The 15585-nt window shown below is 70.5% G+C and carries 12 protein-coding genes and 1 pseudogene; 6 read left to right on the plus strand and 7 right to left on the minus strand.

What is annotated here, in order from left to right:
• The first annotated feature begins 74 nt into the window (after window positions 1-74).
• Together OG452_RS19660 and OG452_RS19665 are read left to right on the plus strand one after the other, a co-directional pair.
• Window positions 75-3260, plus strand: coding sequence for a sacsin N-terminal ATP-binding-like domain-containing protein (locus OG452_RS19660; protein ID WP_327299697.1), 3186 nt, complete (start codon window positions 75-77; stop codon window positions 3258-3260).
• A 204-nt stretch (window positions 3261-3464) separates the two neighbouring features.
• Window positions 3465-4349, plus strand: a complete 885-nt coding sequence (locus tag OG452_RS19665; protein WP_327296883.1) for a DUF5707 domain-containing protein — start codon at window positions 3465-3467, stop codon at window positions 4347-4349.
• Between the two features lie 73 nt (window positions 4350-4422).
• Here OG452_RS19665 and OG452_RS19670 read toward each other — a convergent pair whose 3' ends face one another.
• Entirely contained in the window at window positions 4423-6930 is a 2508-nt protein-coding gene (locus tag OG452_RS19670; RefSeq protein ID WP_327296884.1) for a cation-translocating P-type ATPase, read from the minus strand.
• Between the two features lie 92 nt (window positions 6931-7022).
• Window positions 7023-7328 carry a DUF2530 domain-containing protein gene (locus OG452_RS19675; protein ID WP_327296885.1) on the minus strand — a complete coding sequence of 102 codons (306 nt, stop codon included), beginning with the start codon at window positions 7326-7328 and terminating at the stop codon, window positions 7023-7025.
• Between the two features lie 184 nt (window positions 7329-7512).
• On the opposite strand from OG452_RS19675, the gene OG452_RS19680 reads away from it, so the two are divergent.
• Window positions 7513-8964, plus strand: coding sequence for an NCS2 family permease (locus tag OG452_RS19680; protein ID WP_327299698.1), 1452 nt, complete (start codon window positions 7513-7515; stop codon window positions 8962-8964).
• Between the two features lie 35 nt (window positions 8965-8999).
• On the opposite strand, the gene OG452_RS19685 is transcribed toward OG452_RS19680, so the two are convergent.
• Window positions 9000-9170 (minus strand): ribbon-helix-helix protein, CopG family, encoded by a 171-nt coding sequence (locus OG452_RS19685; RefSeq protein WP_327296886.1) that lies wholly within the window; start codon window positions 9168-9170, stop codon window positions 9000-9002.
• A gap of 140 nt (window positions 9171-9310) precedes the next feature.
• On the opposite strand from OG452_RS19685, the gene OG452_RS19690 reads away from it, so the two are divergent.
• Window positions 9311-9748: a MarR family winged helix-turn-helix transcriptional regulator gene (locus tag OG452_RS19690; protein ID WP_327296887.1), complete on the plus strand. Its 438-nt coding sequence runs from the start codon at window positions 9311-9313 to the stop codon at window positions 9746-9748.
• A 77-nt stretch (window positions 9749-9825) separates the two neighbouring features.
• Window positions 9826-11154, plus strand: a complete 1329-nt coding sequence (locus OG452_RS19695; RefSeq protein ID WP_327296888.1) for an MFS transporter — start codon at window positions 9826-9828, stop codon at window positions 11152-11154.
• A 90-nt stretch (window positions 11155-11244) separates the two neighbouring features.
• Here the strand turns inward: OG452_RS19695 and OG452_RS19700 are convergent.
• Window positions 11245-11813 (minus strand): annotated as a pseudogene (locus OG452_RS19700) (Uma2 family endonuclease).
• A 151-nt stretch (window positions 11814-11964) separates the two neighbouring features.
• Here OG452_RS19700 and thpR point away from each other — a divergent pair.
• Window positions 11965-12510: an RNA 2',3'-cyclic phosphodiesterase gene (gene thpR / locus OG452_RS19705; protein ID WP_327296889.1), complete on the plus strand. Its 546-nt coding sequence runs from the start codon at window positions 11965-11967 to the stop codon at window positions 12508-12510.
• A gap of 148 nt (window positions 12511-12658) precedes the next feature.
• Here thpR and OG452_RS19710 read toward each other — a convergent pair whose 3' ends face one another.
• From OG452_RS19710 to OG452_RS19720, 3 genes are all read right to left on the minus strand, one after another.
• Window positions 12659-13654, minus strand: coding sequence for an aldo/keto reductase (locus tag OG452_RS19710; protein ID WP_327296890.1), 996 nt, complete (start codon window positions 13652-13654; stop codon window positions 12659-12661).
• A gap of 172 nt (window positions 13655-13826) precedes the next feature.
• Window positions 13827-14534, minus strand: coding sequence for an eCIS core domain-containing protein (locus tag OG452_RS19715; protein WP_405561675.1), 708 nt, complete (start codon window positions 14532-14534; stop codon window positions 13827-13829).
• Window positions 14535-14679: 145 nt separating this feature from the next.
• Window positions 14680-14961, minus strand: a complete 282-nt coding sequence (locus OG452_RS19720) for a hypothetical protein (protein WP_327296891.1) — start codon at window positions 14959-14961, stop codon at window positions 14680-14682.
• Window positions 14962-15585: the final 624 nt, after the last annotated feature.

Genomic DNA, 15585 nt, shown 5'->3' on the forward strand with positions numbered 1-15585 from the left:
CACGCGGTACCTTCACCCGGGACCGGGACGGTCCCCCGCACCCCCCGCCCCACAGAGGAGCACAAGCCGTGATCGTGGAAGCGACAGACGCCGCCGACCCCTTCGGGACGGCCCGCCTGCGGCGTGGCGTGCTCGATGCCTGGGCCACCACCCCCGCCCGTTTCCGCGAGGACGCCAACGCCGAGGAGGACCTCGCGCTGGGCGGTTACCGTGACCGCCTCGTCGTCGAGCTCGCCCAGAACGCCGCCGACGCGGCGGCCCGCGCCGGTGTGCCGGGACGGTTCCGGCTCACGCTGCGCCCGGGCGAGAACGGCGACCCCGCCGTGCTCGTCGCCGCCAACACCGGCGCCCCGCTGGACGCCACCGGCGTCGAGTCGCTGAGTACGCTGCGCGCATCGGCCAAGCGACCCGGCTCCGAAACAGCCGACACACACGCCGCTGTCGGTCGTTTCGGGGTCGGATTCGCCGCCGTCCTCGCGGTGAGCGACGAGCCGGCGGTCGTCGGCCGGCACGGTGGCGTCCGGTGGTCCCTCACCGAGGCCCGCGAACTGGCGGCCCGGGCCGCCGGTACGACGCCCCCCTCGGAAGGAACCGCCTCCGACGGCCTCGCCGACGAGTTGCGGCGCCGCGAGGGGCACGTACCGCTGCTGCGCCTCCCGCTGCCCGCCGAAGGCACCGCCCCCGAGGGGTACGACACCGTCGTCATCCTGCCGCTGCGCGACGCGGGGGCCGAAGACCTGGCCCGGCGCCTGGTCGCCGCGATCGACGACGCGCTGCTGCTGACACTGCCCGGTCTAACCGAGATCATCGTCGAGACCCCGGACGGCATCCGCACCCTGACCCGTTCGGAACACGGGGCGTACGTCCACATCGACGACAGCGCCGCGGGCGGCGGGATCCATCGCTGGCGCACCGTCGCCCACCATGGCCCACTGGAGCGCGCGCTGCTCGCGGACCGGCCCGTCGAGGAGCGGCTGCGCCCGCACTGGTCGGTCACCTGGGCCATCCCGGTCGACGGCGACGGCGCCCCCGTACGCCCCGCCACCGCCCCCGTCGTGCATGCGCCGACCCCGACCGACGAACCGCTCGGCGTACCCGCGCTGCTCATCGCCTCGCTGCCGCTCGACACCACCCGCCGCCACCCCGCCCCCGGACCGCTCACGGGCTTCCTGGTGCAGCGGGCGGCCGACGCGTACGCGGAGCTGCTCGGCGGCTGGGAGCCCGTCTCGGTCGCCACCATCGACCTGGTGCCGGGCCCGCTCGGCAAGGGCGAGCTCGACGGCGCGCTGCGGGCCGCGATCCTGGAGCGGCTGGCCCGGGTGGCGTTCCTCGCTCCCGCCGCGCCGCTGGAGGACGTGGGCGGCGAGGCCGACGAGGAGGGCGGCGAACCCCGCCACGCGCTACGCCCCTTCGAGGCCGAAGTCGTCGAAGGCGCGGGCGAGGACACCGTACGGGTGCTGGCCGAAGTGCTGCCAACGCTGCTGCCCGCCGGTCTGGAGCGCCGCGCAGAGCTGCGCACGCTGGGCGTCGGCCGGCTGCCGCTCGGCGACGCCATCGACCGCATCGGCGGCGCCGAGCGTGCGCCGTCCTGGTGGCGGCGGCTGTACGAGACCCTGGCCGGGGTCGACCCGGACCGGCTCTCCGGGCTGCCCGTGCCGCTCGCGTCGGGCCGTACCGCCGTCGGCCCCCGGCAGGTCCTGCTGCCGCTGGCCGACACCCCCGCCGAGCTGGCCCGCCTCGGTCTGAAGGTCGCCCACCCGGACGCCGCGCATCCGCTCCTGGAGAAGCTGGGCGCCCTGCCCGCGACACCACGCGCTGTCCTGACGACCCCCCAGGTGCGGGCGGCCGTCGCCGCTTCGATGGACGCCGGGGAGATCTGGTACGACGAGGAGGACGAAGGCGCACTGGACGCCGACGACCTCGCCGACGTCGTGCTCGCGCTCGTGCGCGAGGCGGAGCTGGAGCCCGGCGACGAGCCCTGGCTCGCGGCGCTCGCCCTCCCCGACGAGGACGGCGAGTCCGCGCCGGCCGGTGAACTGGTGCTGCCCGGCAGCCCGTTCGCCGAGATCATGCGCGACGGCGAACTGGCCCTGTGCGACAGCGAACTGGCCGAGCGCTGGGGCGAGCAGCCGCTGACCGCCTGCGGTGTGCTCGCCACGTTCGCCCTGGTCCGCGCAGCGGATGTGGTCCTGGACCCCGACGAACTCGAACCGCGCGAGGGCGACTTCGCCGAGCCGGACGACGCCGGGCTGCTCGACGCGGTGGACGTCTGGTGCGAGGACGTGCTCGACCAGCTGCCGCAGGGCCCGGTGCCGCCGGTCGCGACCGAGATCGTCGCCGTACGGGATCTGGAACTGGTCGACGACGACAGCTGGCCGCAGGCCCTCGCGCTGCTCTCCCGCCCGCCGCTGCGGGACGCCCTGACCCAGCCGGTGCGGGTGCTGCTGCCGGACGGTACGACCGAATCCGTACGCCCGTACACCGCCTGGTGGCTGCGCGGCCACCCGGTGCTCGACGGCCGGCGCCCGGCCGGGCTGCGGGCCGCGGGCGGAGACCCGCTGCTGGCCGGTCTGTACGACGAGGCGGACGCGACCGGTTTTGACGACGAGCAGGTGCTGCGCGCCCTGGGCGTACGGACGTCCGTGGCCGCGCTGCTGGACGAGCCAGGGGGCGCGGCCGAGCTGCTGAACCGGCTGGCCGACCCGGACCGGGAAGTCTCGGCGCGCCGGCTGCACGCGCTGTACGGGGAGTTGGCCCGGCTCGACCCGGAACAGGTGACGCTGCCTGACGAGTTGCGGGCCGTGGTGGACGGCGAGGTACGGGTGGTGGACGCCGCCGACGCGCTGGTCGCCGACGCCCCCGACCTGCTTCCGCTGACGTCCGGCGCCGCGCTGCTCCCGGTCGCCCCCGACCGGGCCGCCGAGCTGGCCGAGCTGCTCCAGGTCGGTCGGCTGAGCGAGAGTGTGGAGGCCGAGGTGACGACGGCGGGGGAGGAACACCAGGTCCCGGAGGCGGTACGGGCGCTGCTCGGGCCGAGCACTCCGCGTACGTACGTCGAGCACGAGGAACTGCTCGCGAACGGCGTCGAACTGGACTGGCACCGTACCCGTGACGGGGTGCTGCACGCGGCCACGCTGGAGGGGGTGGCGGCGGGGCTCGCCTGGGCGGCGGGGCAGTGGCCGCGCCGTTTCGAGGTGGCGGCGCTGATCGAGGACCCGTCGCGGACGGAGGAGCTGGAGCGGGACCGCTGGTTCGACTGAGGGGGTGGGGCGACTGGTTCGGCTGGGGAGGCGGGGCCTCGGCGGCGCGGTCGTGTCAGACGGTTTCAAAATCTTCACATCACGCACAACCTTTCACCCAAGTCGCTTGTCTGGTCGGTGAAGTCACCAGGCTTCACAGACCACATGGGCCACGCGGATGGTCGAAACCTCCGCCGGTCCCCTTCTCCACATGGGGAACAAAACATGCGTATACGTGCCACAGTGGCCGCCGTCACTGGTGCCTTGGCTCTCTCCGCTTTCATTGTCCCGGCCGCCGCCCAGGCGGACGGGGCTCCCGGGGCGGGTGTCGTGGATGCCGCCCGCTCCGTGTTCAAGACCGCGCCCCACGGCGTGCAGGCCCATGTCACCCGGGCCGCCGTCGACACCAGGGTCAGCAGCGTGACCGTGAACGGCGGCAAGGACATCGTCCTCGGTACCACCGCCGCGAAGACCATCACGGCGAGCGTCACGGCCACCGACAACTCCGGTATCCAGGACGCCGTGGTCTTCCTCTGGCACGGCAGCAACCTCGACAGCGACGTCGATGGCTACCTGGGCCCGAAGGTGGACGACAACACCTCGCAGGTCTCCAAGTGCACCAAGGCGAACACCACCACGTCCACCTGCAAGGTCTCCTTCAAGGTGGACCCGCGCTCGCAGAACGACCTGTACAAGAACAGCCTCGCCGGCACGTGGAAGGTCTACGTCTCCGCACTGGCCAAGGACGGGGAGTGGGTCGAGTACAACGCGTACAAGTCCCAGCACGTCCAGCGCGCGTCGACCCAGACGGTCAACGCGGCCCCCGAGCCGGTGAAGAAGGGCAAGACCATCACGGTCACCGGCAAGCTGGCCCGCGCCAACTGGGAGACGTACAAGTACCAGGGCTACGTCGGCCAGCCGGTGAAGCTGCAGTTCCGTAAGAAGAACAGCAACACGTACACCACCGTCAAGACGCTGAAGACGAACAGCACCGGCAACCTCACGACCACCGTGAAGGCGGTCGAGGACGGTTACTGGCGCTACAACTTCGCGGGGACGACCACGACTCCGGCGGCCATCGCCACCGGTGACTTCGTCGACGTGAAGTAGGGCCTGTCCGCCCGGGTCCGTCCGCAGTGGCATCCAGCCCTGCGGGCGGGCCCGGCCCCGTATTCGCCCCGTGTCACCCCGGGTGGTGCCGGTCCACCCACCGCCACACCACCTCGATCCCCACCGACGCGATCACCGCGATCCCCACGCCCATCCACGGCATGGCCGCCCCCACCAGCTTCAGCGCGAAGAAGTGCTGGAGCGCTGGGACCGCCATGACCAGCAGGAACGTCACGGTCATCGCCAGCACGAGGCAGATCCGCCACCAGTTGTAGGGGCGTGCGATGATCGCCAGCACCCACATCGAGACCAGGAACAGGGTCAGGGTCGCGACGCTCGTCTCGGCGTCCAGGGACCCGGCCCCCACGTAGTAGTGCCGGGCGATCATGTACGCCACGAAGGTGGCGACGGCCGCGATGGTGCCGCACGGGATCGAGTACCGCAGCACCCGCCGTACGAAGTGCGGCTTCGCGCGTTCCCTGTTCGGGGCCAGGGCGAGGAAGAAGGCCGGGATGCCGATCGTCAGCGTGGAGAGCATCGTCAAGTGCCGCGGCAGGAACGGGTACTGGATCTGGAAGCAGGACACCAGGATGGCCAGCAGCACCGAGTAGACCGTCTTGACCAGGAAGAGCGTCGCCACCCGGGTGACGTTCCCGATCACCCGGCGGCCCTCGGCGACGACCGAGGGCAGCGTCGCGAAGCTGTTGTTCAGCAGCACGATCTGCGCGACCGCCCGCGTCGCCTCCGAGCCCGAGCCCATGCTCACACCGATGTCGGCGTCCTTCAGGGCCAGTACGTCGTTGACACCGTCCCCGGTCATGGCGACCGTGTGGCCGCGCGACTGGAGCGCAGCGACCATGTCGCGCTTCTGCTGCGGCGAGACCCGGCCGAAGACCGAGTGCGAGTCCAGCGAATCCGCCATCTTGTCCTGGTCGGTGGGGAGTTGCCGGGCGTCGACGGTGTGCGTGGCGCCGGCCAGGCCCAGCTTCGCGGCCACCGCGCCCACCGACACCGCGTTGTCGCCGGAGATCACCTTGGCGGCGACGTCCTGGTCGGCGAAGTACGCCAGCGTGTCGGCCGCCTCCGGCCGCAGCCGCTGTTCGAGCACCACCAGTGCGATGGGCCGCGCCCCGGCCACCACCCTGCCCTGGTCGGCGCCGTCGTCCGCTTCCGGGTGTGCGTCTCCGCCGTTTTCCGCGGGTACGTCTCCGTCGCCGTCCAGGCTGCCCGCCGCCCGTGCGAGGAGCAGCACCCGCAGCCCCTCCTCGTTGAGCCTGCCGACCTCCTGGAGCGCCGGATCCCGCTCGGGCAGCAGCACGTCGGGCGCCCCCAGCAGCCAGGCCGAGGACTCGCCGGCCCCCTCGCTGAAGGCGGCCGCGCTGTACTTGCGGGCCGACGAGAAGGGCAGCGCACGGGTGCAGCGCCAGCCCGATGTGTCCGGGTAGGCGTCGACGATCGCCTGGAGGCTGGCGTTGGGCCGCGGGTCGGACGCGCCGAACGCGCCGAGCACCTGCCGTACGTACGCCTCGCCCGCCTTGCCTGCCTCGTCCGCCTCGACCGCCCCGTCCAGCATCCGCAGCCCGGTGACGTTCATCCCGCCCTCGGTGAGCGTGCCGGTCTTGTCCAGGCAGACCACGTCGACCCGGGCGAGCCCCTCGATGGCGGGGAGTTCCTGCACGAGGCACTGCTTGCGGCCGAGCCGGATGACGCCGATGGCGAAGGCGATGGAGGTGAGCAGGACGAGCCCTTCGGGGATCATCGGGGTGATGCCGCCGACGGTCCGGGCGATGGAGTCCTTGAGGTCCTGCCGCTCATGCACCAGCTGGCTGATGATGAGCCCGGCCGCGGTCGGGATCATCATCCAGGTCACGTACTTGAGGATGGTGGAGATACCGCTGCGCAGCTCGGAGTGGACGAGAGTGAAGCGGGACGCCTCGTCGGCGAGCTGCGCCGCGTAGGCCTCCCGGCCGACCCGGGTGGCGGTGAACGCCCCGCCGCCCGCGACGACGAAACTCCCCGACATCATCGGGTCGCCGGGCTTCTTGTGCACCGGGTCGGCCTCGCCGGTGAGCAGCGACTCGTCGATCTCCAGGCCGTCGGCCTCGACGGTCTCGCCGTCCACGACGACCTTGTCGCCCGGGCCCAGTTCGATGAGGTCGCCGAGTACCAGGTCGGAGGTGGAGACCTCACCGGCTGTCCCGTCGCGCCGTACGGTCGGCTTCGCCTCGCCGATCACCGCGAGTCCGTCGAGGGTCTTCTTGGCGCGGTGCTCCTGGATGATGCCGATACCGGTGTTGGCGATGATCACGTAACCGAAGAGGCTGTCCTGGACCGGTGCGACGAACAGCATGATCACCCAGAGCACCCCGATGATCGCGTTGAACCGGGTGAAGACGTTGCCCCGGACGATGTCGGCCGTGGACCGGCTGGACCGTACGGGCACATCGTTGACTTCGCCCCTGGCCACCCGCTCGGCCACTTCGGCGGTGGATAGCCCGGCGGCGCGGGCCGGATGCGGCAGCTCGACGGGGTGGACGGGGTCCAGCTCGGACCCCGCGTCGATATACGGCCCTTGCGTCATGGATCCGACGGTAAGGCCAGAACCACACGATTACCCGGCGAGATACCGGAAGATCCGCCCTCGGGAGGAGACGGGATGGGACGGGCCTCGTTCTACGGCCGTACGGACCCGGACCCGGACGCGGCGTCAGGCCCGTCGCCGTCGGCCTTCGCCTGGGCTTCCGCCCGCTTGAGCGCGGCGTCGCGCCCTCGTACGTACCAGATCCCGACCAGCCCGAGAGCGCCGCCGGCCGCGCAGGTCCAGAGCCACCACAGATGCCCATGGTCGTCGAACCAGCCGTAGAAGGGCAGCTGCCCCAGGAAGAGGACGAACCAGATGATCGTGCCGCCGGTGACGGTGGCGACTACGGGCCCCTCCAGGGGCTCGGGTGCCTCATGTACGGGTGTCCACTTCGCCATGACCGACAGTCTATGCGGGGGAGCGGGAGGCGGCGCCGGGCCAGGTGGCCCAAGGCTCTACGCGCGGAGATAGCGATCTTCGACTTATGTATTCATACTGAAACGGCTCTCGATTGGCTAGTTCCTTTCGTTTAAACGTCCAAATATGGCCGTTTCTCATCACATGACACTTGAGGTCGCGCGCATGTCACCCTCGGCCACCGCTCCGGTCGACGCTGTTCCGCCATCGCCATCCGGCGAGCGGCAGAATGCCTTTGACCGCTTTTTCAAGATCACCGAGCGCGGCTCCAGCGTCGCCCGTGAGATCCGCGGCGGTTTCGCGACCTTCTTCGCGATGGCCTACATCATCGTGCTGAACCCGATCATCCTCGGCAGCGCGCATGACATGAACGGGCATCAGCTCAACGGTGGCCAGCTGGTCACCGCCACCGTGCTGACCGCCGCCTTCTCCACGCTGCTCATGGGCGTCATCGGCAATGTGCCGATCGCGCTGGCGGCCGGACTCGGCGTGAACACCGTCGTCGCCCTCCAGCTCGCGCCCCGGATGACCTGGCCGGACGCGATGGGCATGGTCGTCCTGGCGGGCATCGTCGTCATGCTCCTTGTCGCCACGGGGCTGCGGGAACGCGTGATGAACGCCGTACCGCTCAGCCTGCGCAAGGGCATCGCGATCGGCATCGGCTTCTTCATCCTGCTGATCGGCCTGGTCGACTCGGGCTTCGTCTCCCGTGTCCCGGACACCGAGCACACCACCGTCCCGCTCCAGCTCGGCGCCGACGGTCATCTGCACGGCTGGCCGGTGCTGATCTTCGTGGTCGGTGTGCTGCTGACGCTGGCGCTGATCGTCCGCAAGGTGTCCGGCGCGATCCTGATCTCCATCGTCGCGATGACGATCGCCGCGATGATCGTGGACGCCGTCGCCACGGTCCCCAGCTGGGGTCTGACCTCCCCGCACTGGCCGGGCAACCCGGTGGCATCGCCGGACTTCGGTCTGGTCGGTCAGGTCAGTCTGTTCGGCGGATTCCACAAGGTCGGCGTGCTGACCGGCGTCCTCTTCGTCTTCACCGTGCTGCTCTCGTCGTTCTTCGACGCCATGGGCACCATCCTCGGTGTCGGCGACGAGGCGAAGCTGACGAAGCCGGACGGTACCTTCCCCGGTATCAACCGGGTGCTGTTCGTGGACGGCATCGCGGTCGCCGCGGGCGGTGCGACCTCGTCCTCCGCCAACACCTGCTTCGTGGAGTCCACGGCAGGCGTCGGTGAGGGTGCCCGCACGGGTCTCGCGAGCATCGTGACGGGCCTGCTCTTCACGGTGGCGCTGTTCCTCACGCCGGTGGCGACCATGGTTCCCTCGCAGGCCGCCACCCCGGCGCTGATCGCGGTGGGCTTCCTGATCCTGGCGGGCTCGGTCAGGGCCATCGACTGGTCCGACTTCACCGTCGCGATCCCGGCGTTCCTGGCGATGGTGATGATGCCGTTCACCTACTCGATCACCAACGGCATCGGGATCGGCTTCATCTCCTTCACCGTCCTGCGGATCGTCGTCGGGCGCTGGCGCCAGGTGCCCCTGGCGATGTACATCGTGTCGGCGGTCTTCGTCTTCTACTACGCGATGCCGGCTCTCGGCCTGACGTAACACCCACACGCACGAGGGTGCTTGCCGGGCGGCGGTCACGTACGCCCGTAGAACCTCTCCGTCTCGTCGACGGCCGATTGAAACCGTTCGTCGAAGTCGTCGCGAATGAGCGTCCGGACCACATAGTCCTGGACGCTCATTCCGCGTTTGGCCGCGTGGTTCCGGAGACGGGCGAGCAGCTCCCCGTCTATGCGCAGGCTGAGCACGGTCGATACCCGACAGCGTCGGGGGACCGGCTGCCGCCGCGCGTCACTTTCGCGCCTTGCCTCACTCGTATGGGTGATGTCGCTCACCGGATGGCATACCGGTTGGTCTTTAGCATAGGTAATGAGTTACGCTAACAAACATGCCTGACCTTTCGCCCGCCGACAAGGCTGCCGCCGTCGACTCACTGCGCTCCACCGTGATGCGCCTGAGCCGTCGGCTCAAGCACCAGCGCGTCGACGAGTCCCTGAGCCCGACCGAGATGTCGGTGCTGGGTACCCTCGCCCGCTGCGGCTCCGCCACCCCCGGTGAGCTGGCCCGCAAGGAGCATGTGCAGCCGCCGTCGATGACCCGCATCGTGGCGCTCCTGGAGGCAAAGGGCCTGGTCAGGCTGGAACCGCACCCCGACGACCGCAGACAGAAAGTGGTCAGCCAGACCGAGGAGGCGCAGGAGATGCTCGTGGAGAGCCGGCGCCGCCGCAATGTCTGGCTGGCCGAGCTGGCCGAGGGGCTGGACGAGGACGACTGGGTGAAACTGCGCGCGGCCGCCCCCGTCCTGGAGAAACTCGCCCAGCTCTGACCCTCGTACGCGGTCGCCCCCGGTGACCCACCCCCACCTGTCCACATCTGTTGTCCATGCCCAGGAGGCGACCCCTGTTGAGTTCGGGACCCGGAGCAGACTCCGCCCCCGCACCGCAAGAAACTGCTACCCGGACTTCAATGTTCAGCTCGTTGAAGGTCCGTAATTACCGGCTGTTCGCCACCGGTGCCGTCGTATCCAACACCGGCACCTGGATGGCACGCATCACCCAGGACTGGCTGGTCCTGAGCATCACCGGCTCGTCCGCGGCCGTCGGTATCACGACGGCCATGCAGTTCCTGCCGATGCTGCTCTTCGGCCTGTACGGCGGAGTCATAGCCGACCGCTTCCCGAAGCGGAAGCTGCTCTTCTGCACCCAGGGCGCGATGAGCATCGGCGGTCTCTTCCTCGCCGCGATGACCCTCACGGGCAACGTCCAGGTCTGGCACGTCTATGTGACCGCCTTCTTCACCGGCCTCGTCACCGTCATCGACAACCCGACCCGGCAGTCCTTCGTCTCCGAGATGGTGGGCCCGGACCAGGTCCGCAATGCCGTCAGCCTGAACTCGGCGAACTTCCAGTCCGCCAGGCTCATAGGCCCCGCCTTCGCGAGTGGGCTCACCGCGGCCGTCGGCCCCGGCTGGGCGTTCCTCGCCAACGGTCTCTCCTTCCTCGCCCCGCTCACCGGACTGCTGCTGATGCGCAGCAGCGAGCTGCACCACACGCAGCGCACCGCACGCGGCAAGGGGCAGCTCCGCGAGGGCCTGAACTACGTCTCCAAGCACCCCGATCTGATCTGGCCGATCGTCCTGGTCGGCTTCGTGGGCACCTTCGGCTTCAACTTCCCGATCTGGCTCAGCGCGTTCGCCAACAACACGTTCCATGGCGGCGTCGGTATGTACGGCCTGTTCAACACCCTGATGGCCATCGGCTCACTGGTCGGAGCCCTGCTCGCGGCCCGGCGCGGCACATCCCGGCTGCGCATCCTGGTCGGGGCCGCGATCGCCTTCGGCGCCCTCCAGGTCGTCACCGCCTGGTCTCCGTCGATCTGGATGTTCGTCCCGCTGATCACCGTGATCGGCATCCTCGGCCTGACGGTCAACGTCACCGCCAACTCCTCGGTGCAGATGGGCACTGAACCGGAGATGCGGGGCCGGGTGATGAGCCTGTTCATGATGGTGTTCACCGGCGGCACCCCGCTGGGCGGCCCGCTGTTCGGCTGGCTCACCGACTCGTACGGCGTCCGCGTGAGCTTCACGCTGGGCGGCGCGATCTGCGCGGTGGCGGCGATGGGCGTCGGCCTGATGCTGGCCCGGGCGGCCAACCTCCGCCTGGAGGTCGACCTCAGGCGCGGCCGCCGCCACGTGGGCTTCGTCCCGCGCGAACAGCTCGCCACGGCGGCGTGAGCACGGACGGTTCCACGAAAGGGCCGGGGCGGACAGCCCCGGCCCTTTTCGCGGAGCCGGGCCCACCGCGTACGCCGGGCCGGTCCGGCTTCAGTCGCGGGGGAAGTCGCCGGTCTCCAGGGTGAGGCCGACGACGGTGCCGGTGAGGTCGATGGGGTAGCCGAAGTCCAGGGTCACGGTGCCGTGGTACTCGTCGTCCTTGGGGTACGTGAAGACATGGCAGGCGCCGGTGTACGGATCGGCGATCAAATAGACGGGGACTTCGGCAGCGGCGTACGCGGCCTTCTTGGGACGTAGTCGTTGGCAGCCGTGCCCTCCGAGATCACCTCGGCGATCAGCTCGACGTCCTGGTACCGCCAGCGGCCCCGGGCGTCCTTCGCCGCGCCGGACCGCAGCTTGGCCACGTCGGGGGCGAAGCCGTTCAGATGGCCGGGGAAGTCGATCCGGACGTCGGAAGTGACCTTGACCTCCATTCCGAACGCGTCCTCCAGCGCCCGCACGATCCTGCGGATGATCTGCCAGTGCGCGTCCCGCTGCGGCGACATGTGAATGGTTCCCCCGACAATCTCGACGTGGTAGCCCTCGGGGACGGGCTCCACCTGCTCGAAGAGCAGGTCCAGGCTGTCGGCCATCTCGATCCTGTCGTCGACGACGGTCATCGTGGCGCTCCCCCCCCACTGCCGCAGGGTGCGGGCAGTCGCGCGGTACAACGATACGCACGGTGACGGGGGTACGCCGGGAACGGCCGGACGGCCAGACGCCCAGACGGCCGGGCCCGTTCCGCCGCCCCCACCCGGGACACTGGTCCGCATGAGGCTCTTCGCGGCACTGCTGCCCCCGCAGGAGGCGGTCCGTCAGCTCGGGGCGCTGGTCGACCGGGCGCGGGCGCTGCCCGGCGCCGGACGGCTGCGCTGGACCGAACCGCCCGGCTGGCACTTCACGCTCGCCTTCCTGGGTGAGGTGGACGACGATCTCGTTCCCGCCCTGGAAGCACGGCTCGCGCTGACCGCCCGGGACCACGCGCCCTTCGCGCTGCGCGTCGCCGGTGGCGGCCGGTTCGGGGACCGGGCGCTGTGGGCGGGCGCCGCCGGGGGTGTGGACGCGGTGGGGCGGCTGGCCGCCGGGGTGGAGGCGGCGGTGCGGGAGGCCGGTGTACCCATGGAGCGCGAGCATCCGTACGTACCCCATCTCACCCTCGCCCGCGGCGACGGCCTGACCGGCCTCGAACCGTACGCGGAGACCCTGGCCGGCTTCGCGAGCAGCCCGTGGACCGTGCGGGAGCTGGCGCTCGTACGAAGCGGGCGCGAGCCCCGGTACGAGGTGGTCGCCGCCTGGCCGCTGGGACCCGGCAAGTAACCTCGGAGTGTGGACCCGAAAACCAGGAACCGGATCATGGCCGGTGCGCTTGTGCTGCTGTTCGTCGTCGTCGCCGTGGCGGCCGCCGTCGGACGGTGACGGCGGCCGCCTCCGGCTGACGTGCACCACGCCCGGCCGAAGGTGGCGCCTACCAGGCGAACGCCTCCGGTGACGGGCCAGGACCCGGGAAGATCTCATCGAGCCCGGACACCACGGCATCCGGCAGCTCCAGTTCGACCGCGCGCAGCGCCGAATCCAGCTGTTCCGCCGTGCGCGGGCCGACGATCGGACCCGTCACGCCCGGCCGGGTCAGCAGCCAGGCCAGCCCCGCCTCGCCGGGCTCCAGACCGTGCTTGTCGAGCAGGTCCTCGTACGCCTGGATCTTCGCCCGTACGGCCTGGTCGGCCAGCGCGTCCGCCGAGCGGCCCGACGAGCTGCGCCCGCCGCCGCCGTCCCGCTCCTTGCGGAGCACCCCGCCCAGCAGCCCGCCGTGCAGCGGCGACCACGGGATGACACCCAGGCCGTACTCCTGCGCGGCCGGGATGACCTCCATCTCCGCGCGGCGCTCCATCAGGTTGTAGATGCACTGCTCGCTGACGAGGCCGACCGAGCCGCGGCGGGCGGCCAGTTCGTTCGCCTGCGCGATCTTGTAGCCGGGGAAGTTCGACGAGCCCGCGTAGAGGATCTTGCCCTGCTGGATCAGGACGTCGATCGCCTGCCAGATCTCCTCGAACGGGGTGTTCCGGTCGACGTGGTGGAACTGGTACAGGTCGATGTGATCCGTCTGGAGCCGCTTGAGCGAAGCCTCGACGGAACGGCGGATGTTGACCGCCGAGAGCTTGTCGTGATTGGGCCAGGCCTCGCCGTCGGCGCCCATGTTGGCGTACATCTTGGTGGCGAGCACGACCTTGTCGCGCCGCTCGCCGCCCTGGGCGAACCAGGTCCCGAGGATCTCCTCGGTGCGGCCCTTGTTCTCGCCCCAGCCGTAGACATTGGCGGTGTCGAAGAAGTTGACGCCCGCGGCGAGCGCGGAATCCATGATCGTGTGGCTGTCGGCCTCGGTGGTCTGCGGCCCGAAGTTCATCGTGCCGAGGACCAGTCGGCTGACCTTGAGTCCGGTGCGTCCAAGCTGCGTGTACTTCATGAGCCTCAGCCAACCCCTTGGAGCGCGCTCGAATCAAGGATATGCGGGCCATCCGAGGGGAAGCCGGGCGCGCTCCTGCGCGTCCGCCTTCTTGGAACACGGGCCACTCGGGATGGTCCCGCGCCCTGGCCGCGCAGCGATCCGCGGGCGCGTTGGCCGGCAGCTTGCGGCGTTACACCGTGTGCTCGTGCTCCGCTTCGTCGTCCACCGCCCGCTGGGCCGTGTGCTCGGTCGCCGGCGCGGCGGCGTCGGACATGACGCGCCGGGCGTTCTCCTCCGCGGCGACCTCGTAACGGTCGGACGGGTCGGAGACCTTCAGCCCGTTGCCGTTGTCCGTACCCGCGACCGGACCCTGCCGCTGCTGGACGACATGCGTGAGTTCGTGGGCGAGCGTATGACTGTCGCTGCCGCCCTCACCGATGACGATGTGGCTGCCGGACGTATAGGCGCGGGCCCCGATCTCCTGCGCCGACTTCTTCGCGGCCGCGTTGTCATGAATCCGTACGTCGCTGAAGTCGACGCCACCGAACCGCGCCTCCATGTCCTGCAGTTGCGCGCCGGGAAGTGGCTGGCCGGGCATGCCCAGTACGTCGTGTGCTGCCATCCGGCGCTGCACCGGAGCCTCTTCCTCCGTCAGTGCCTCACCATGACCGCAGGACGCCCCGTGAGCGTGCCGCTGCACCTCCAGCATGTGGGCGACCGCGGCATTGCCCACGGAACGCTGGAGCGCCATGACGGCCTCGGGCGACTGCCCGCCCGGCAGCTGCCCGGCGAAGGCGGCCGCCGCCCCGGGGCCCTCGCGACGCGGCAACACGGCGGGCCTGCGCTGCTCGCTCCCCTGCCGCTGCGCAGCGTTCAGATCCTGCTTCCGCTCGTGCACCCACCCACTCCTTCGGAACTTCGCACCACATGTCAACTACCTGTCTAGGCGACACCGGTGGCGCGGGACAAGAGGTGGAAGGGCATACGGCGCGTTCTTGCGGGTACGTCACGTGGCCCCGCCGGGCAATCCGCGCCCGGTCGCCTCAGTGCGCGGGCTGCGGGGGTGCGGTCCGCAGCACTTCTCTCGCGTGGTCGTTCCACTCGCGGAGGGTGTCGGACATGGGTATGGAGCCCGGCATGAGCAGGGAGTTGCGTCGGTAGAGGACCGTCTTCCCCTCCGGCTCGCGGTACCGGTTCTGCCAGCGCACCAGTTCGTCCCGGCCGTCGGCTGTCTGCGCCGGGTCGGTGTTCAGGAGCCGCTCGACCTGCCCCGCGAGTCGGAGGAACTCGTGGTAGAGGGTGCTTCGCTCTGCGGCCTTCCCCATGTCTTCCTCACAGTTGAGTCAGCGAACTCGCATTCTGTTCACAATATCCGCACATGGGTTCGGCGCTCCAGGCGGGCCGCCCATCGCCGTCGGAACGGCCCGCCTTCAACGCACCCGGCGCTCCACTCGCAGACGCCACCGGGGGCCCGAACCGGAGGCCCGAGGGTGGGCGGGCAGCGAACTCTGCCCTCATGGTTGTCCTCCCCGGCCTGGAAGTCGCGGCGTCGGAGCGGCCACACCGGGTGTCCCCACACCTCACGCCCGGGGCGTGTCGGACACGAGGAGACCATCGATGCAGGAGCACATCGCAGACCAGGCCAGGGCTGCGGGCGAAAAGCGGGTGCAGCCCGGTACGGCGCCGGTCGGCCTCGCCGGCCGCCGCGCTCACAGCGGAGCTCCCGGCGCCCGGACTCCCGCTCGGTCCGGCCGGCGTCACGGCGCTGCAACGCACCGCGGGCAACGCGGCGGTCTCCCGGCCGATGGGCAAGCACGCCCAGGGCCACGCCCACGCCCCCGGCTCCGGCCACGCCGCCCCGGCTGTCCAGCGTGCTCCTCTGGGCATCTCCCACGCAGGGCCCCCGGAGGCGCCCCGGCACCGCTGGACTCCGAGGAAACGGACCGCGT

Origin of the sequence: Streptomyces sp. NBC_01197 (genome assembly GCF_036010505.1) — a bacterium.
Taxonomy (GTDB): Bacteria; Actinomycetota; Actinomycetes; order Streptomycetales; family Streptomycetaceae; genus Streptomyces.